This window comes from Rhodanobacter thiooxydans, from assembly GCF_030291135.1.
Lineage (GTDB): Bacteria > Pseudomonadota > Gammaproteobacteria > Xanthomonadales > Rhodanobacteraceae > Rhodanobacter > Rhodanobacter thiooxydans_A.
Map to the genome: position 1 here is coordinate 1710571 of NZ_CP127409.1, position 17201 is coordinate 1727771.

At 66.1% G+C, this 17201-nt stretch carries 18 protein-coding genes and 3 tRNA genes; 14 read left to right on the forward strand and 7 right to left on the reverse strand.

Annotated features, from left to right (window positions below; translation table 11 throughout):
• Positions 1-4: 4 nt before the first annotated feature.
• Both mnmA and QQA13_RS07625 read right to left on the reverse strand, forming a co-directional pair.
• Positions 5-1153 carry a tRNA 2-thiouridine(34) synthase MnmA gene (gene mnmA, locus QQA13_RS07620; protein ID WP_108472285.1) on the reverse strand — a complete coding sequence of 383 codons (1149 nt, stop codon included), beginning with the start codon at positions 1151-1153 and terminating at the stop codon, positions 5-7.
• A complete protein-coding gene (locus QQA13_RS07625; RefSeq protein WP_108472353.1) occupies positions 1150-1635 on the reverse strand; it encodes an NUDIX hydrolase in 486 nt (161 codons plus the stop codon). Before QQA13_RS07625 ends, mnmA begins: the two co-directional genes overlap by 4 nt.
• A 117-nt stretch (positions 1636-1752) precedes the next feature.
• On the opposite strand from QQA13_RS07625, the gene clpS reads away from it, so the two are divergent.
• Together clpS and clpA are read left to right on the forward strand one after the other, a co-directional pair.
• Positions 1753-2079 (forward strand): ATP-dependent Clp protease adapter ClpS, encoded by a 327-nt coding sequence (clpS, locus tag QQA13_RS07630; RefSeq protein WP_027483968.1) that lies wholly within the window; start codon positions 1753-1755, stop codon positions 2077-2079.
• 66 nt (positions 2080-2145) lie between these two features.
• Positions 2146-4416, forward strand: a complete 2271-nt coding sequence (clpA, locus tag QQA13_RS07635) for an ATP-dependent Clp protease ATP-binding subunit ClpA (RefSeq protein ID WP_108472284.1) — start codon at positions 2146-2148, stop codon at positions 4414-4416.
• Between the two features lie 95 nt (positions 4417-4511).
• Here the strand turns inward: clpA and infA are convergent, their stop codons facing one another.
• Both infA and QQA13_RS07645 read right to left on the reverse strand, forming a co-directional pair.
• Positions 4512-4730 carry a translation initiation factor IF-1 gene (gene infA / locus QQA13_RS07640; RefSeq protein WP_007508585.1) on the reverse strand — a complete coding sequence of 73 codons (219 nt, stop codon included), beginning with the start codon at positions 4728-4730 and terminating at the stop codon, positions 4512-4514.
• A gap of 107 nt (positions 4731-4837) precedes the next feature.
• Positions 4838-5113 carry a polyhydroxyalkanoic acid system family protein gene (locus QQA13_RS07645; protein ID WP_108472283.1) on the reverse strand — a complete coding sequence of 92 codons (276 nt, stop codon included), beginning with the start codon at positions 5111-5113 and terminating at the stop codon, positions 4838-4840.
• A gap of 81 nt (positions 5114-5194) precedes the next feature.
• Here QQA13_RS07645 and QQA13_RS07650 point away from each other — a divergent pair, with 81 nt between their 5' ends.
• The 12 genes from QQA13_RS07650 to QQA13_RS07705 all read left to right on the forward strand — a co-directional run bounded on the left by QQA13_RS07650 (position 5195) and on the right by QQA13_RS07705 (position 14854).
• Positions 5195-5962 carry an FHA domain-containing protein gene (locus QQA13_RS07650; RefSeq protein WP_108472282.1) on the forward strand — a complete coding sequence of 256 codons (768 nt, stop codon included), beginning with the start codon at positions 5195-5197 and terminating at the stop codon, positions 5960-5962.
• 67 nt (positions 5963-6029) lie between these two features.
• A complete protein-coding gene (serC, locus tag QQA13_RS07655) occupies positions 6030-7118 on the forward strand; it encodes a 3-phosphoserine/phosphohydroxythreonine transaminase (protein WP_108472281.1) in 1089 nt (362 codons plus the stop codon).
• A gap of 75 nt (positions 7119-7193) precedes the next feature.
• Complete coding sequence (gene pheA / locus QQA13_RS07660) at positions 7194-8282, forward strand: prephenate dehydratase (RefSeq protein WP_108472280.1); 1089 nt, start codon at positions 7194-7196, stop codon at positions 8280-8282.
• Complete coding sequence (gene aroA, locus QQA13_RS07665; protein ID WP_108472279.1) at positions 8279-9589, forward strand: 3-phosphoshikimate 1-carboxyvinyltransferase; 1311 nt, start codon at positions 8279-8281, stop codon at positions 9587-9589. The genes pheA and aroA overlap by 4 nt, the downstream gene beginning before the upstream one ends.
• Before the next feature lie 26 nt (positions 9590-9615).
• Complete coding sequence (gene kdsB / locus QQA13_RS07670) at positions 9616-10395, forward strand: 3-deoxy-manno-octulosonate cytidylyltransferase (protein WP_108472278.1); 780 nt, start codon at positions 9616-9618, stop codon at positions 10393-10395.
• Positions 10396-10434: 39 nt separating this feature from the next.
• Positions 10435-12276 (forward strand): excinuclease ABC subunit UvrC, encoded by a 1842-nt coding sequence (uvrC, locus tag QQA13_RS07675; protein WP_108472277.1) that lies wholly within the window; start codon positions 10435-10437, stop codon positions 12274-12276.
• A gap of 72 nt (positions 12277-12348) precedes the next feature.
• Positions 12349-12948, forward strand: a complete 600-nt coding sequence (gene pgsA, locus QQA13_RS07680) for a CDP-diacylglycerol--glycerol-3-phosphate 3-phosphatidyltransferase (RefSeq protein ID WP_108472276.1) — start codon at positions 12349-12351, stop codon at positions 12946-12948.
• A gap of 70 nt (positions 12949-13018) precedes the next feature.
• Positions 13019-13094 (forward strand) — tRNA-Gly (locus QQA13_RS07685).
• Positions 13095-13222: 128 nt separating this feature from the next.
• Positions 13223-13298, forward strand: a tRNA-Gly gene (locus QQA13_RS07690).
• A gap of 84 nt (positions 13299-13382) precedes the next feature.
• A tRNA-Cys gene (locus QQA13_RS07695) sits at positions 13383-13456 on the forward strand.
• A gap of 313 nt (positions 13457-13769) precedes the next feature.
• Positions 13770-14150: an HU family DNA-binding protein gene (locus tag QQA13_RS07700; protein WP_108473170.1), complete on the forward strand. Its 381-nt coding sequence runs from the start codon at positions 13770-13772 to the stop codon at positions 14148-14150.
• A 359-nt stretch (positions 14151-14509) separates the two neighbouring features.
• Positions 14510-14854 carry a hypothetical protein gene (locus QQA13_RS07705; protein WP_108473171.1) on the forward strand — a complete coding sequence of 115 codons (345 nt, stop codon included), beginning with the start codon at positions 14510-14512 and terminating at the stop codon, positions 14852-14854.
• 45 nt (positions 14855-14899) lie between these two features.
• Here the strand turns inward: QQA13_RS07705 and QQA13_RS07710 are convergent, their stop codons facing one another.
• The 3 genes from QQA13_RS07710 to QQA13_RS07720 form a co-directional block, all read right to left on the reverse strand.
• Positions 14900-15274 (reverse strand): lipoprotein, encoded by a 375-nt coding sequence (locus QQA13_RS07710; protein ID WP_159082236.1) that lies wholly within the window; start codon positions 15272-15274, stop codon positions 14900-14902.
• 87 nt (positions 15275-15361) lie between these two features.
• Complete coding sequence (locus tag QQA13_RS07715) at positions 15362-15739, reverse strand: terminase (protein ID WP_108473173.1); 378 nt, start codon at positions 15737-15739, stop codon at positions 15362-15364.
• A 298-nt stretch (positions 15740-16037) separates the two neighbouring features.
• Positions 16038-17189, reverse strand: a complete 1152-nt coding sequence (locus QQA13_RS07720) for a phage major capsid protein (protein ID WP_108473174.1) — start codon at positions 17187-17189, stop codon at positions 16038-16040.
• Positions 17190-17201 lie beyond the last annotated feature (12 nt).

Genomic DNA, 17201 nt, shown 5'->3' on the forward strand with positions numbered 1-17201 from the left:
AGTTTCAAACACGGGATGCCGATTCTCTTGCGGGGAATGTGGAGGATGGAGTGAATGCCGGCAGCAGGCCGCCGTAAGGTGCATCGGTGGCGGCGATCACTGCGCCGCCGAGACAGACTTCGCCATCGTAGAGGACCACCGACTGTCCGGGGGTGACGGCGCGCTGGGGCTCGTCGAAGCGTACCTCAAGGCCGCTGTCGGTCACGCTGACCGTGCAGGCCTGGTCGGCCTGGCGGTAACGGGTGCGCGCGGTGCAGCGGAACTGCGCGGCGGGCGCGGCACCGTCGACCCAGGTGGGCGTCTCCGATTGCAGCCGCTGCGAGTACAGCCAGTGGTTCTCACCGCCCTGGGCGACATACAGCACGTTCGCCGCCACGTCCTTGCCGACCACGTACCATGCCTCGCCGCTGGCGCCGTGGCGGCCGCCGATGCCCAGCCCGTTGCGCTGGCCCAGGGTGTAGTACATCACGCCCTGGTGTTCGCCAACCCGTTCGCCGTCGGGAGTGCGCATCTCGCCGGGGCGCGCCGGGATGTACTGCGACAGGAAACCGCGAAAATCGCGTTCGCCGATGAAGCAGATGCCGGTGGAGTCCTTCTTCGCATGGGTTGGCAGCGCCGCCGCGCGGGCCATCTCGCGTACGCGCGACTTCTCGATCCCGCCCAGCGGGAACAGCGTGGCGGCCAGCTGCTGCTGGCCCAGCGCGTGCAGGAAGTAGGTCTGGTCCTTGGCCGCGTCCGCCGCGCGCAACAGCCGGTAGCGGCCGTCCCGGCAGTCGACGCGCGCGTAGTGGCCGGTGGCGATCTTGCCGGCGCCGAGCGCACGGGCTTCGTCCAGGAAGGTCTTGAACTTGATCTCGCGATTGCACAGCACGTCGGGGTTCGGCGTACGTCCGGCGCGGTATTCGGCGAGGAAATGCTCGAACACGCCGTCCCAGTACTCGGCCGCGAAGTTGCGCGCGTGGAACGGGATGCCGAGCCGGCCGCATACGGCCACCGCGTCCTTGCGGTCGGCGTCGGTGGTGCAGGGGCCGCTGCGGTCGTCCTCCTCCCAGTTCTGCATGAACAGGCCTTCGACCTCGTAGCCGGCCTGTTGCAGCAGCAGCGCCGCCACCGAGGAGTCGACGCCGCCGGAGATGCCCAGCATCACCTTCACGGCGCGCCACCTTCGGGGAAGTGGCTCAGCACATCCAGCGGCAGCCGCTGGCCAGACAGCCACAGGTCGATGCTGTGCAGGATCATCGGACTGCGCAGGCGCTCGCCCAGCGCGGCGATCTCGGCCCGGGTCAGCCACGTGGCGCGGCAGATGTCGGCGTCCAGCGGACGCTGCGGGTCATGGCTCACTGCGCGGGCGGCGAAGCTGAAGCGGATCACGGCGTCGCCGTGCTCGGTGCTGCGCCACTGGTGCACGCCGATCAGGTGCTGCAGCTCGACCGTCCAGCCGGTTTCCTCCAGCGTCTCGCGCAAGGCCGCCGCGACGAGGTTCTCACCGTCTTCCAGGTGGCCGGCCGGCTGATTCCAGGCAAGCTGGCCGTGAACCTCTTCCTCGACCATCAGGTAGCGCTCGCCGTCGGCCACCACGCAGGCGACGGTGACGTGCGGGCGCCAGATCTCGGCAGGGGTGATGGAATCAGCCATGGTGGGCGGGGACTGGAAAAGCGGCCATTGTGCCATCACCTCCGTTGTCGCACCGCCGCAGGGGTGGAATCGGCACTGCGGCGTATACTTCGAACCAGAGATCACACCCAAGCAACCATGGCCCACGAACCCGAACATGAGCACGACAGCGGCCGCGGCCTGGCGCTGGAAACCGCGAAGCCCGAAGTGGCGCGGCCCCCGTTGTTCCAGGTGCTGCTGCTGAACGACGACTTCACCCCGATGGACTTCGTGGTCGAGGTACTGCGCACTTTCTTCAACCTGGACCAGGAGCAGGCGGTACAGGTGATGCTGCACGTCCACACGCGCGGGCGGGGCGTGTGCGGTGTATTTACCCGCGAAGTGGCCGAAACCAAGGTAACCCACGTCAACGAATATTCACGTTCCCATCAGCACCCGTTGCTGTGCACTATGGAAAAGCTTTGAGCGACCCCATTTTGTGCTCATTGCGGCGTTGAAGGCCGCTCACCACGCAAAGCGGAGACGATCCGAATGTTCAGCAAGGATCTGGAAGTCACCATCGGCCATTGCTACAAGCGGGCCCGCGAACAGCGCCATGAATTCATGACGGTGGAGCACCTGCTGCTGGCGCTGACCGAGAACCAGTCGGCGCTGGGCGCCCTGCGTGCCTGCGGGGTGGACCTGCCGCGGCTGTCGACCGACCTGGAACGCATCATCAACGAGACCGTGCCGGTGCTGCCGCCCGGTGACGAACGCGACACACAACCCACGCTGGGTTTCCAACGCGTGCTGCAGCGCGCCGTGTACCACGTGCAATCTTCCGGCCGCAAGGAGGTCACCGGGGCGAACGTGCTGGTGGCGATCTTCGGCGAGAAGGATTCGCACGCGGTGTATTTCATGCACCAGCAGGAAATCACCCGGCTCGACGTGGTCAATTACATCTCGCACGGCATCGCCAAGATCGGCGACGAGCCGGCCGCGGGCGTGTCCGGCGGTGAGCGCGAGGGCGAGGAGGGCGGCGAGCCGAAGGGCAACCCGCTGCACGAGTTCGCCAGCAACCTCAACGAGCTGGCGCTGGAAGGCAAGATCGACCCGCTGATCGGTCGCGCTGACGAGATCGAGCGCACCATCCAGGTGCTGTGCCGCCGACGCAAGAACAACCCGCTGTACGTGGGCGAGGCCGGCGTGGGCAAGACCGCGCTGGCCGAGGGCCTGGCCAAGCGCATCGTCGACGGCGAGGTGCCCGAGGTGCTGGAGGACGCCACCATCTGGTCGCTCGACCTGGGTGCGCTGGTGGCCGGCACCAAGTACCGTGGCGACTTCGAGAAGCGCCTGAAGGGCGTGATCGCGCAGCTGAAGAAGCAGCCCGGCGCGATCCTGTTCATCGACGAGATCCACACCATCATCGGTGCCGGTTCGGCGTCGGGCGGCACCATGGACGCGTCGAACCTGATCAAGCCGATGCTCGCTTCCGGCGAGCTGCGCTGCATCGGTTCGACCACGTTCCAGGAATACCGCGGTGTGTTCGAGAAGGACCGCGCGCTGGCGCGCCGCTTCCAGAAGATCGACGTGGTCGAGCCGACCGTGGCCGACAGCATCGAGATCCTCAAGGGCCTGCGCTCGCGCTTCGAGGAACACCACCACGTGGCGTACACCAACGAAGCGCTGAAGGCGGCGGTGGATCTGTCGGTCAAGCACATTCCCGACCGGCTGCTGCCGGACAAGGCGATTGACGTGATCGACGAGGCCGGCGCCCGCCAGCGACTGCTGCCGGAGGACCAGCGCACCGGCAAGGTCGACGTGGGCGAGGTCGAGTACATCGTGGCGAAGATGGCGCGCATCCCGGCCAAGCAGGTGTCCGCGTCCGATCGCGACGTGCTGCGCAACCTCGAGCGCAACCTGAAGATGGTGGTGTTCGGGCAGGACCCGGCGATCGAGGCGCTGGCCGCGTCGATCAAGATGGCCCGCTCGGGTCTGGCTGACCCGTCCAAGCCGATCGGCTGCTTCCTGCTGGCCGGGCCCACTGGCGTGGGCAAGACCGAAGTGACCAAGCAGCTGGCGATGCAGCTGGGCATCGAGATGATCCGCTTCGACATGTCCGAATACATGGAAGGCCATTCCGTGTCGCGGCTGGTCGGTGCGCCCCCGGGCTACGTCGGTTTCGACCAGGGCGGCCTGCTGACCGAGGCGGTGACCAAGCATCCGCATGCGGTGCTGCTGCTGGACGAGATCGAGAAGGCGCACCCGGACGTGTTCAATATCCTGCTGCAGGTGATGGACCGCGGCGTACTGACCGACACCAACGGCCGCGAGGCGAACTTCAAGAATGTGGTGGTGGTGATGACTACCAACGCGGGCGCGGCGATCGCCGCACGGCGCAGCATGGGCTTCGTCGAGCAGAAGCACGAGTCGGACGCTATGGAAGTGATCCGCCGCATCTTCACGCCGGAGTTCCGCAACCGGCTGGACGCGGTCATCCAGTTCGCCGCGCTCGACTTCGAGCACATCCTGCGCGTGGTCGACAAGTTCCTGATCGAGCTGGAAAGCCAGCTGACCGAGAAGCGGGTGAGCCTGGACGTGGACGCGGATGCCCGCCGCTGGCTGGCCGAGCACGGCTTCGACCCGCAGATGGGTGCACGGCCGATGGCGCGGGTGATCCAGGAAAAAGTGAAGCGCGCGCTGGCCGACGAACTGTTGTTCGGCAAGCTGGCCGAGGGCGGCGTGGCTCACCTGAGCGTGGCCGATGGCCAGCTGAAGGTCGACTGCAAGGCGGCTGAGAAGCTGCCAGCCGTGGTCGAATAAGCCAAACGCCGGGCAAAGCAAAGGCGGCGCATTGCGCCGCCTTTGTCATGTCTGGCACCGTCGCCGCGTGGGCGTGGAAGCCGCCGCCGCCGCGCTTACTTCATACGGTACGTGATGCGTCCCTTGCTCAGGTCGTACGGGGTCATTTCGATCTTGACCTTGTCGCCGGTAAGGATGCGGATGTAGTGCTTGCGCATGCGGCCGGAAATGTGGGCGATGATCACGTGCCCGTTCTCCAATTGCACACGAAACATGGTGTTCGGCAGGGTCTCCTGGACCGTGCCTTCCATTTCGATGACGTCGTCTTTGGCCATGTGTTCCGGGGTTCACGCACAGCCGTCATGGCTGCGTAAGCCATCGATTATGCCACGGATGCGTGCATGGTTAAAGAATCATCAACGCCAGCCCGGGCCGGCGGGAATCAGGCGAAATGCTCGTCCAGTTTGCGCCGGATCTCCTGTTCGATCATGCCCTTCAGCGGCGCCAGCAGCAGACCCAGCTCGGCCTTGACCTGGATCGCGTCGCCACCCACGGCGATCGAGCCGCTGACGCCGGACCGGGAAAACAGCAGGGTGTCGTCCTGCCAGCGTCCATCCATGCCGAATTTCTCGTGCATGCGGGCGGCCACCTGGTCGACCACGGCGCGGGCCTCGGCGATCGACAATTGATGCGGGCGACGGATATCGATTCTGGGCATGACGGGTTCCAGGCCAAAGGCAGCATCTTAATGCCTTGCGGCCGCATGCTAGAGTTTCGTGGTCCATCAACCGGTTGATCCATGCGTATCGAATTCCCCCATGCGGCCCGTGAGGATTTCCATTGGACGCAGGCGCAGTTGCGCATCGGCAGCGCGTCCGACAATGACCTCGTGCTGGCCGCCGACCAGGCAGGGGCGCAGCACCTGCGCATTCAGCAGGATCGCCGTGGCTGGGTGCTGCAGGTGCTGCCGTCGGCCGAGCGCATCCACGTCAACGCGCGGCCGGTGCGCGAACGTGCCTTGCTGCGTGCCGGCGACGTGGTCAGCGTGGGCGACTGCCGCTTGTTGCTGCGTGCCGACGAGGACCTGGCCCGGCGCCCGCCGCTGAACGTACCCGAGCAGGGTCGCTGCACGGTAGCCTTGCGTGCCGTGGCCGGCCCGCTGTCCGGACGGGTACTGCCGTTGCAGGACAGCCTGACGTTCGGCCCGCACGGCGACTGCCCGCTGGAACTGCCGCAGGGCGACATCGTGGCGCTGCGGATCTTCTGGGAGGGTGGCCAGCTGTGGCTGGAAACCACCCAGTCGTGCGAACGCCACCCGCTGCGGGTCAACGGCGTGGCGGTGCAGAAGCTGGCATTGCAGCCTGGCGACCAGATCGGCGTGGCGATGCACCGCTACGTGGTCGACGGCCCGGGGATGGAGCCGGAGCCGGAAATCGTGATGGCCGAGCCGCTGCCGCAACAGCTGCCGGAAGACACTGCCGGCCCGAGCGGCGAGGTGTGGTGGCTGATCGTCACCGCGGCCGTGCTGGCACTGGGCATCGCACTGGTGCTGCTGATCCGGTTCTGAGGGTTGACCGCGCCATGCTGCGCCGCGCCATAATGCGCGGGACACCCCCGACAGGACGCAGGCGCACGTGAGCAGAGTCTGGAATTTCAGCGCCGGCCCGGCGGCGCTGCCGCTGGCGGTACTCGAACGCGCCCAGCGCGAGATGCTGGACTGGAACGGCAGCGGCGCTTCGGTGATGGAGCAGTCCCACCGCGGCAAGCGCTTCATCGCGATGGCCGCCCAGGCCGAGGCCGACCTGCGCGAGTTGATGCAGATCCCGGCCGACTACGCCGTGCTGTTCCTGCAGGGCGGCGCCACCCAGCACTTCGCGCAAATCCCGATGAACCTGGCTGGCGAGGGCGACAGCGCCGACTACGTCGTCAGTGGCCACTGGAGTGCGAAGGCAGTCAGCGAGGCCAAACCCTACGTGCGGGTGAACGTGGCGGCCAGCGGCGAAGCAGACGATTACCTGAAGCTGCCGCCGCGCGACAGCTGGCAGCTCGACCCGAACGCCGCCTACGTGCATTACACGCCGAACGAGACCATCCATGGCGTCGAGTTCCACGCCATTCCCGACGTCGGCGGCACGGTGCCGCTGGTGGCGGACCTGTCCTCGAACATCCTGTCCGAACCGCTGGAGGTGAGCCGCTTCGGGCTGATCTATGCCGGCGCGCAGAAGAACATCGGCCCGTCCGGCCTGGTGCTGATGATCATCCGCCGTGACCTGCTGCAGCGGGTCGGTCGACCGATGGCACGGATCTTCCGCTACGCCGAGCACGCCGCCGCCGATTCGATGCTCAACACGCCGAACACCTGGGGCTGGTACGTGGCCGGGCTGACCTTCCAGTGGCTCAAGGAACAGGGCGGGCTGGGCGTGATGGCCGCGTGCAACCGGGCCAAGGCCGAACTGCTGTACCGGGCCATCGACGGCTCCGGCGGCTACTACCGCAACCCGATCGAGCCGTCCGCGCGCTCGCGCATGAACGTGCGTTTCACCCTGCACGACGCTGCGCTGGATGCAGCCTTCCTGCAGGAATCCGAGGCGGCCGGCCTGCTTGCGCTGAAGGGCCACAAGGCGCTCGGCGGCATGCGCGCCTCGCTGTACAACGCGGTGCCGCTGGAGGCGGTCGAGGTGCTCAACGCATTCATGCGGGATTTCATGCAGCGTCATGGTTGAGCGCACCAAAGCGGAATTTTCAGGCAAGATGCCGCTTCATCATTTGGACTTCCATCCATCCAGGCGGCTGAACGCATGACCGACCCCAAGACCCCGTTGAGCGAGATGCGCGAACGCATCGACAGCATCGACCGGAAGATCCAGCAGCTAATTTCCGAGCGCGCCAACCATGCGCGAACGGTGGCGAAGGTGAAAGGGGAGGGGCTCTCCGCGATCGACTATTACCGCCCCGAGCGCGAGGCTCACGTGCTGCGCATGGTGGTGGACCGCAACCAGGGGCCATTGTCCGATGTCGAGATGGTGCGCCTGTTTCGCGAGATCATGTCGTCCTGCCTCGCCCAGGAGGATCCGTTGAAGATCGGCTTCCTGGGGCCGGAAGGCACCTTCAGCGAACAGGCCGTGCGCAAGCATTTCGGTCATGCCGCCTACGGGCTGCCGCTGGGCAGCATCGAGGAGGTGTTCCAGGAGGTCGCCGCCGGGCATGCCGATTTCGGCGTGGTTCCGGTGGAGAATTCCGGCCAGGGCATGATCCAGGTCACCCTGGACATGTTCCTCACCTCCGAGGCCACCATCTGCGGCGAAGTCGAGTTGCGCGTGCACCAGTGCCTGCATTCGCGCAGCGGCAGGCTGGAAGACGTGCGCCGCATCTACGCTCACGCGCAGTCGCTGCAGCAGTGCAAGACCTGGCTGCGCATCAACCTTCCCGAAGTCGAATGCATCGCGGTGTCGAGCAATGCCGAGGCCGCACGGCTGGCGCTGCATACCGACGATGTCGCGGCGATCGCAGGCGAGAGCGCAGGCAAGGTCTACCGGCTGAAGACCGTGGCCCAGGGCATCGAGGACCGCGCCGACAACACCACGCGCTTCCTAGTGATCGGCCGCACGCTGTTCCCGCCCTCGGGCAACGACCGCACCTCGTTGCTGGTCACGGTGAACGACAAGCCCGGCGCGCTGTACGACGTGCTCAGTCCGTTCGCCAGGCACGGCATCAGCCTGAATCGCATCGAGTCGCGGCCGGCGCATACCGGCAAGTGGCAGTACGCGTTCTTCATCGACGTTTCCGGCCACATCGACGACCCCGCGCTGCAGGCGGCGGTGCAGGACATCGGCGCATCGGCGGCGACCGTCCGTGTGCTCGGTTCCTACCCGGTGGCCCTGCCTTGAGCGGTCGCCTGGACTGGAGCAGCCGGTCGAACGGCCCGCTGCATGGCAACGTGCGCGTGCCCGGTGACAAGTCGGTGTCGCACCGCGCGCTGATGCTGGCGGCGATCGCCGACGGCGACTCGCGCATCCGCGGCTTCCTCGAAGGCGAGGACACCCGCGCCACCGCCGCCGTGCTGGCGCAGCTCGGCGTGCGCATCGACACGCCGTCGCCCGGCGAACGCGTGGTGCACGGCACGGGTCTGCACGGCCTGCGCGGCACGACGCAAGCGCTGGATTGCGGCAACGCCGGTACCGGCATGCGCCTGCTGACCGGCTTGCTGGCCGGGCAGGCGTTCGACAGCACCCTGGTCGGCGACGCCTCGCTGTCGAAGCGGCCGATGCGCCGGGTGACCGGGCCGCTGGCGCTGATGGGTGCGCATATCGACACACATGATGGCCTGCCGCCGTTGCACGTGCACGGCGGCCAGCCGTTGCAGGGTATTCGCTACCAACTGCCGGTGGCCAGCGCGCAGGTGAAGTCCGCGCTGCTGCTGGCTGGCCTGTATGCGGCGGGCGACACCGAGATCATCGAGCCGCATCCGACCCGCGACTACACCGAGCGCATGCTGGCCGCGTTCGGCTGGCCGATCGCGTTCGCGCCGGGCCGGGCGAAACTGTCGGGCCATCACGCGCTGCGTGCCACCGACGTCGAGGTGCCGGCCGACTTTTCCTCGGCGGCGTTCTTCTTGGTCGCCGCCAGCATCGTGCCGGGTTCGCAACTGCACCTGCCGGCGGTGGGCCTCAATCCGCGCCGCACCGGCCTGTTGCAGGCGTTGCGTCTGATGGGTGCGGACATCACGATCGAACAGGAGCGCGAGGCCGGCGGCGAGCCGGTCGGCGACCTGGTGGTGCGCCACGCGCCGTTGCATGGCGTCGAGCTGCCCGAGGCGCTGGTGCCGGACATGATCGACGAATTTCCCGCGCTGTTCATCGCCGCCGCGGTGGCCAGCGGCACCACGGTCATCCGCGGCGCGGCCGAGTTGCGGGTGAAGGAATCCGATCGCATCGCCAGCATGGCCACTGGCCTGCGCGTACTCGGCGCGGCGATCGAGGAAACGCCGGACGGTGCGATCATCCACGGTGGCCGGCTGGGTGGCGGCACGGTGGAGAGCCATCTGGACCATCGCATCGCGATGAGTTTCGCGGTGGCTGGCCTGGTCGCTGCCGGACCGGTGCGCATCGATGACTGCAGCCATGTCGCCACGTCCTTCCCCGGCTTTCTGGAGCTGGCCAACGGCTGCGGTTTCGCCTTGCAGGCCGTGGCCTGACATCCCACTCACTGACCGGGACTACCATGTCCGACATCGTGCCTCCATTCATCGTCGCCATTCCCGCCCGCTACGGCTCGACCCGGCTTCCGGCCAAGCCGCTGCGCGAGATCGACGGCGTGCCAATGGTGGTGCGGGTGGCACAACGTGCACTGCAGGCCGGCGCCAGCCAGGTGGTGGTGGCGGTCGACGATGAACGCATTGCCGCCGCGCTGGCCGGCCAGCGCGGCGTGGACATCTGCATGACCCGCAGCGACCACGCCTCGGGCAGCGACCGCCTGGCCGAGTGCGCACGGCACTATCGCTGGGCCGACGACAGCATCGTGGTGAACCTGCAGGGCGACGAACCGTTCGCGCCGGCCGCCGGCATCCGTGCGGTGGCGCAGGCGCTGGCCGGCGACGACGCGCCGATGGCGACCCTGGCCACGCCGATCATCGACGCCGAGGAACTGTTCGACCCGAACGTGGTGAAGCTGGTGCGCGCTGCCAATGGCCGCGCGCTGTACTTCAGCCGCGCGCCGCTGCCGTGGGCGCGCGATGCGTTCGCCATCGACCGCCACGCGCTGCCGTCCGGCTCGCCGTTCCTGCGGCATATCGGCATCTACGCCTACCGCGCCGGTTTCCTCGACCGCTACAGCCGCCTGCCGCGCACGCCGCTGGAGCAGACCGAATCGCTGGAACAACTGCGCGTGCTGGAGCACGGCCATGCGATCGCGGTGCGGCTGACCCCGGAGCCGTTCCCGCCTGGCATCGACACCGAAGCGGACCTGCTGCGCGCGGAACAGTGGTTGCGCACGCAGCACTGAGCCACCATTTGTATGGGTCATCGCCGCTAGAATGACCCCATGCAGTCCACGCAACCGCTCCCCTTTGACGGCAAGGCCTTCGTCCGCACGCTTACCACCTCGCCCGGCGTCTACCGCCATTTCGACGCGGCCGGCGAGCTGCTCTACGTGGGCAAGGCGGGCAACCTCAAAAAGCGCGTCGGCAGCTATTTCCTGAAACCGCGGATGGAGCCGCGCATCGCCGCGATGGTGGCGCAGATCGCCCGCGTCGAGATCACCGTGACGCGCACCGAGGGCGAGGCGCTGCTGCTGGAATCGCAGCTGATCAAGTCGCTGAAGCCGCGCTACAACATCCTGCTGCGCGACGACAAGAGCTACCCGTACATCTATCTTTCCACCGGCGAAGACTACCCGCGGCTGGCCTTCCACCGCGGTGCGAAGAACCTGCCCGGGCGCTACTTCGGGCCGTACCCGAGCGTCTACGCGGTGCGCGAGAGCCTCAACCTGATGCAGAAGCTGTTCAAGGTGCGCCAGTGCGAGGACAGCTACTTCCGCAACCGCACGCGGCCGTGCCTGCTGTACCAGATCGGCCGCTGCAGCGCGCCGTGCGTGGGGCTGATCAGCGTGGAGGACTACCGCAACGACGTGCGCCATGCCGAGATGTTCCTGGAAGGGCGCAGCAACGCGGTGATCGACGAGCTGGCCGAGGCGATGGAACAGGCCAGCAAGTCACTGCAATTCGAGCGCGCGGCGAAGCTGCGCGACCAGGTGGCCGCGCTGCGCCAGCTGCAGGCGCAGCACCACGTGCAGGGGGCCAGTGCCGACATGGACGTGCTCGCCTGCCGCATCGAGGCGGGCATGGCCTGCGTCAGCGTGCTGTTCTTCCGCGACGGCATCAGCCTGGGCACGCGCGACTTCTTCCCGCGCCTGCCGCTGGATGCCGAGCCGGCCGATGTGCTGGCGCAGTTCATCGCGCAGTACTACCTGGATCGGCCGGTGCCGCGCGAGCTGATCCTGGGCGAGACGTTGGCCGACCAGCAGATCCTGGCCGAACTGCTGGCCCAGCAGGCCGGCCACGCGGTGGAGCTGAAATCCAGTGTGCGCGGCGAGCGTGCGCAGTTCCTGCAGATGGCCGAACGCAATGCGCAGGCCTCGCTGACCGCGCGACTGGCCAGCCGGCAGACCCTGGGCACGCGTTTCGACGACCTGCAGAAGGTGCTGGGGCTGGACGAGTCGCCCCGTCGCATCGAGTGCTTCGACATCAGCCACACCATGGGCGAACTGACCGTGGCCTCGTGCGTGGTGTTCGGCCCGGAAGGGCCGGAGAAATCGCACTACCGCCGCTTCAACATCACCGGCATCACCCCCGGCGACGACTACGCGGCGATGCATCAGGCGCTGACCCGGCGCTTCCGCAAGGTCGCCGAAGGCGAGGGCGCACGCCCGGACGTGCTGCTGATCGATGGCGGCGGCGGGCAGGTGGCGCAGGCGCTGGAGGTGCTGCGGGAACTTGGCGTCGACGGCATCGAGGTGGTGGGCGTGGCGAAAGGCCCGGGCCGGCGCGCCGGCGAGGAAACCCTGGTGCTGGCGCGGATCGAGGCAGGACATCCCGGGCGCGAGTTGCACCCGGGCTCATCGTCGCCGGCCTTGCACCTGGTCGCGGCGGTGCGTGACGAGGCGCACCGCTTCGCCATCAGCGGCCATCGCAAGCGGCGCGAGAAGGCGCGCGAACGCAGTGTGCTGGAGGATGTGCCGGGCATCGGCGCACGTCGGCGTTCCGCCCTGCTGAAGGCGTTCGGCGGCATGCAGGGCCTGGAACGCGCCGGTGTCGAGGAACTGATGCAGGTGAAAGGCATCGATCGCGGCCTGGCCGAGCGCATCTACGCCAGCCTGCATGGCTGAACATCGGCGCACGCCTTCACTCGGCAGTAGCGCGCGGGCATGCGAAACTGCAACAAATCATCGGGGCGAATCATGCACATCAACCTGCCGACCTGGCTGACCCTCTTTCGCGTTGCGCTGTTGCCGGTCATGGTGGTGGTTTTCTACCTGCCGTTCCCGGGGCACAACATCACCGCGGCGATCGTGTTCGTGCTGGCGGCGGTCACCGACTGGCTCGACGGTTATCTGGCGCGGCGGATGAATCTCACCTCGGCCTTCGGCGCGTTCCTCGACCCGGTCGCCGACAAGCTGATGGTGGCGGTGACGCTGTTCCTGCTGGTCGAGTCGCATCGCGGCGGCTGGCCGGGCATCCTGATGGCGGTGACCGCGGCGGTGATCGTGGGGCGCGAGATCAGCGTGTCGGCGTTGCGTGAGTGGATGGCCGAGATCGGCATGCGCGCCACCGTCAAGGTGGCCTTCATCGGCAAGCTGAAGACGGTGATGCAGATGGTCGCGCTGGTGGTGCTGATCGTGCAGCACGAGAAGGCCGCCGAGGCGCTGCGGCTGTACCACATCGGCGAGGCGTTGCTGGTGATCGCCGGCGTACTCACGATCTGGTCGGGCCTGCATTACCTGCGCGCGGCGTGGCCGATCCTGAGCGCCGACGTGGTGTCGGGCAAAAGCCATAGCTGAGCGCGGGGCCACGACGAGGCGACGCAGGCTTGACGATCCGCATTCACGTATTAGAATGCGCGGCTCCAATGCGGGAATAGCTCAGTTGGTAGAGCACGACCTTGCCAAGGTCGGGGTCGCGAGTTCGAGTCTCGTTTCCCGCTCCAGTTTGCACACGAAGCCCCGGCCCGCCCGGGGCTTCGTCGTATCGGCGCTTCTCCCGCATTCCGTACCGAAAACCGCTGTCGAGGCTATTCACAAGCAACTCCGTTCTGCTATGATTCGCGGCTCCGATGCGGGAATAGCTCAGTTGGTAGAGCACGACCTTGCCAAGGTCGGGGTCGCGAGTTCGAGTCTCGTTTCCCGCTCCAGTTTTCAAGCAGAACCTCGGCTCACCGGGGTTTTGTTTTTTAGAGGCAACTTGCGATCATCATGGTCGCGATGCACCAAGCAATGGCCAGGTGGCAGAGTGGTCATGCAGCGGACTGCAAATCCGCGTACGCCGGTTCGATTCCGACCTTGGCCTCCATTGCGCAACCGGTTGTCATGCAGCCGCTGGAAACCCGCCCTCGGCGGGTTTTTTTGTGCCGCAAGACAGGCGCCACGAACGGTGGGTTTTCGTTTGCCCGTGCTTCGTGGACAAACGCTGCTCGCGGCAACTTGCCGTGGTGGCGCAGCCATTTTGCACTTGCGGCAGGCAGCCGGACCGTCGATCGCGTCGCTGCAGCGCTTTTTTTGCGGTTTTTGGCGTTCGACCCGTTGGCGTCATCGCCGAATTCCCCTACATTCAGCGTGCCGCGAGGCATACGAACCAATCACCATATATCCACGAGGGGAAACCCATGGCAAAGACGCAGAAAGCAGCTGCAAAGAGCAAGCCGGCATCCAAGGCCGCACCCGCCGCACCCAAGCCGATCAAGGAAGTCCTGAACAAGTCCAGCCTGGTGGCGCACATCGCCGATGCCAGCGGTGTGGTGGCCAAGGACGTGCGTGCCGTGCTGGCAGCGCTGGAAGGCGCGGTGGCCGGTTCGGTGCACAAGAAGGGCGCCGGCTCGTTCCAGCTGCCTGGCCTGCTGAAGATCACCGCGGTGAGCGTGCCGGCCAAGCCGAAGCGCAAGGGTATCAACCCGTTCACCAAGGAAGAGCAGTGGTTCGCGGCCAAGCCGGCGTCGGTCAAGGTCAAGATCCGCCCGCTGAAGAAGCTGAAGGACGCGGCGGCCTGATATCGTCGGTTCACCGACACCCGCAATCGAAAGTGCGGTGGCTTGTCCGCCGCACTTTTTTTGTGGGCGACGCAATTTGATGGATGAGGTGGCGTGCCCGGACCCGGGATCGAACCGGGATACCCGTGATGGTGAGGGATTTTAAGTCGCAGGGGGTGGTTGTTGCCGACAGTTGAAGGCGTTTAGCTTCAATGGGTTATCTGTTGACTACCGTTGCTGATTGCTGGCGATTCTCAGCTTCCGTGTCCCGCCAGTGTCCCACGGGTTCCCGTTGAGGGTGGCGCGTCGATCGCTGCAACCTAGCGCGGCGACTTCGGCCGGAGTAGCCTCGAACGCTGGGGAAATTCAGGGGAACACGGATGAAGATTCTTGCAGGCTTCGCGGTTATCGGTGCGCTCGCTGGGTGCAGCACGTACCAGGCGCACAGTAACCTCGCCACACCTTACGCAGCTACGAACGCCAGCCGCGTTCAGATCCTCTATTCCCCGCCGCAGCGGGCCTATGAGTCGATCGGCATCGTCTCCGCCAAGCGGTACAAGCCCGGCTGGACTGATCCGACAGTGAGCGATGCCATTCCGCAACTGCAGGCTGCAGGTGCGGAGATTGGCGCGGATGCCGTGATTGTCCGCAACGATCAACGGCTGAATGATCGGCACGTTGTCGTTGAAGGCGAAGCGATCAGGTTCACGTCCAAGGCGCAGTAGCTCCCAAGAAAAACGCCACCCGCAACGGTGGCGTTGGTGTCAGATCTAATCGCCACAGAAGGTGTTCCACTTCGGACGGAATAGCTTGTCGTCCGGCCTATCGAGATGAATGTCATATCCGTACTTGTCGGAAACGAATCTTTCGTACCCGACGTACGCACCATAGGCGTTCTTGGCGTTGACCTCGCCGCACAGATACGTGTCCCCTTGGTACACCGATTCGCGAAGGCCGCGAAGCTGCACAGTGTCCGGGTCGCGCATCATGTTGCGGAGCTTCCCAAGTGGTTCGCTGTACTTCGATTCGATCGAGCACCCCGCGAGTATCAACACCGCGAGTGCAGCAGCAACAATCCTTTTCATCGTATCCCCCTGTTTTGCGCCGTTGCAGCGCCAAGGGATGATAACAAGCGTCCCGGTCATCGGTTCCACCTGACGCTGGTCGGCTCGGGCCAGACTCGCGGGACGGGGATAGCTTGGCGCGGCGTGCTGGTGCGTAGGTGCGTGCCTTCAGTCGAAGTCGCCGCGTTCTGGCTTCGGTGGTGCGGCGCTGACGCGGCTGGCGTCTGCCGGGGATAAGCCCAGCTTCGAGAGCATCATTTCCATGCGTGCCAGGAGCGCTGGCGGCATCTTGGCGGCGCCTTCCGTCTTGAACAGCACATATAGCTCGGCGGCCACTTCCAGATATACCCGGTCGCGCTTCTGCAGAGTGCCGGCGGGCGCGGTGCTGGCGATGTAGTCCCACGCTTTCTTGAACGTCCAGTTTCCGCCACGTTTCGGCGCTGAACCCAGCGGTTCCGATAGCGGATCTGACCTGCGGCGGCTCGGATCATGCTGGAAGCTGCCGCGTAGCTCTAGGATGTTCGATGCAGTTCGCGGGCGGGCCATCGGTCAATTCCTGTTTTGCGGACGCGTGAATCTGGCTGCCGACGCGGTCCCCGGTGCGATGATCGGGAGGTTTGACTCCGCCCTCCGGGGGCCTGTAGCTGCAGCGCGTGCATCGGGTCGCGTTGGGTAGGTTGCCCCCGCACCGTTCGCGGCGGCCGGGGGCTTGGGTTGCATGTCTCGGGAGAACTAGGCCCTACCATGCTGCTGGTGTTGTTTGTCATCGCACCACCGCCAGCTGTGCGCGTCGGGCCGGCCAATGAGGATCTGCGCACCGGACACCGCTTACTGCGCTTGTCTGTTACGTGGTCGGCACCAGCGCCACCTTGAGCACCGCACCGGGACTGAAGACGGCCAGACCGGCGCGCAACTCGGCGAGCGTGGTGACCATGTTCGTGGTGAAGTTCGTACCGTCCTCACGGCTGCTCATCACGCTTACTTCTTGACGATCCAGCAGCGCCAGCTGCGAGCCGTCGAGTACCAGCGCAGTGCCAGCAGCAAGCGACGGGCTGGTGACTACGGGGACGGACCAGAGCGACGGGGGCGCCGGGTTGCGTGCGCTGCCCAGGACGTACTGACCGTTCGTGGTGGAACGTTCGCGCTGAATCGAACCCCAGTCGCTCGGCGACAGCACAATCACGGATGCCTGCCAGCCATTGCTGTCCAGTTCGTCCAGTGCTTCGCCGATCATGTCCGCGGGTGCGGTGGCGCTGGTGGTGGCCGCGGTCGCGTAGGCAAGCAAGCCCTTGATGCGATCGGTCGCATTGCCGGCGCCATTGATCAGCAGGTTTTCCAGCTTCGCCATGCAGCCATAGCCCAGCAGGTTATCCAGCTGATAGGCGAGCTGCGGCGCGTCTTCAGTCACCTGCAAACTGGAGCGTACGAACGCGGCGACAGTCGCAATCTGGCTGGTGACGATCGTCGTGGCAACGGTCTGCTCGGCTTTCGTGTCGCCTTCCTTCGATTGCACCGCGGCCGCATTGGTGAAGCCGGTCAGCTGCATGTACTCGAACGCGGCTGCACTCACCGGCAGCACGCGCAACGCGTCGATCAGCGACAAGCGCCGCTGCGGCTGATTCCAGAGATTGCTGACGTCGCGGTTCGGCTGGACGTTGTAATCCTGATTGCCCGACGACTGACCGACGCCGGCGTTGTTGATGGCTTTGGTCAGCGTCTTGATGCCGCCGGTCTTGAGCGTCACGCGGCCAGTGCCGGGCGCACCGTCGCGCATGGCCTGCATCTGCGCCGACTTGATGAACTCACCGGACACGGACGGTGCCGCGTCGATGTTGCCGGTGTACGCGCCGCGGCCCTTCAAGGCTGCGACTTCCTGCTCGATACCGGCCAGGCGCTCCGCGGCTTCGCTCTGCTGCGCGCTCAGGGCGTGCTGCGCTTTGGTGAATTTCTCGCTGTGCTCATTGATCGCGGCGAGGATGACGTCTTGGTTTTCCATCGGGGTATTCCT

Bases quoted from the DNA above. Each gene is read 5' to 3' on its own strand.
- QQA13_RS07625 (WP_108472353.1), bottom strand. From the start codon at position 1,635: ATGGCTGATTCCATCACCCCTGCCGAGATCTGGCGCCCGCACGTCACC.
- clpS (WP_027483968.1), top strand. From the start codon at position 1,753: ATGGCCCACGAACCCGAACATGAGCACGACAGCGGCCGCGGCCTGGCG.
- clpA (WP_108472284.1), top strand. From the start codon at position 2,146: ATGTTCAGCAAGGATCTGGAAGTCACCATCGGCCATTGCTACAAGCGG.
- infA (WP_007508585.1), bottom strand. From the start codon at position 4,730: ATGGCCAAAGACGACGTCATCGAAATGGAAGGCACGGTCCAGGAGACC.
- QQA13_RS07645 (WP_108472283.1), bottom strand. From the start codon at position 5,113: ATGCCCAGAATCGATATCCGTCGCCCGCATCAATTGTCGATCGCCGAG.
- QQA13_RS07650 (WP_108472282.1), top strand. From the start codon at position 5,195: ATGCGTATCGAATTCCCCCATGCGGCCCGTGAGGATTTCCATTGGACG.
- pheA (WP_108472280.1), top strand. From the start codon at position 7,194: ATGACCGACCCCAAGACCCCGTTGAGCGAGATGCGCGAACGCATCGAC.
- kdsB (WP_108472278.1), top strand. From the start codon at position 9,616: ATGTCCGACATCGTGCCTCCATTCATCGTCGCCATTCCCGCCCGCTAC.
- uvrC (WP_108472277.1), top strand. From the start codon at position 10,435: ATGCAGTCCACGCAACCGCTCCCCTTTGACGGCAAGGCCTTCGTCCGC.
- pgsA (WP_108472276.1), top strand. From the start codon at position 12,349: ATGCACATCAACCTGCCGACCTGGCTGACCCTCTTTCGCGTTGCGCTG.
- QQA13_RS07700 (WP_108473170.1), top strand. From the start codon at position 13,770: ATGGCAAAGACGCAGAAAGCAGCTGCAAAGAGCAAGCCGGCATCCAAG.
- QQA13_RS07705 (WP_108473171.1), top strand. From the start codon at position 14,510: ATGAAGATTCTTGCAGGCTTCGCGGTTATCGGTGCGCTCGCTGGGTGC.
- QQA13_RS07710 (WP_159082236.1), bottom strand. From the start codon at position 15,274: ATGACCGGGACGCTTGTTATCATCCCTTGGCGCTGCAACGGCGCAAAA.
- QQA13_RS07715 (WP_108473173.1), bottom strand. From the start codon at position 15,739: ATGGCCCGCCCGCGAACTGCATCGAACATCCTAGAGCTACGCGGCAGC.
- QQA13_RS07720 (WP_108473174.1), bottom strand. From the start codon at position 17,189: ATGGAAAACCAAGACGTCATCCTCGCCGCGATCAATGAGCACAGCGAG.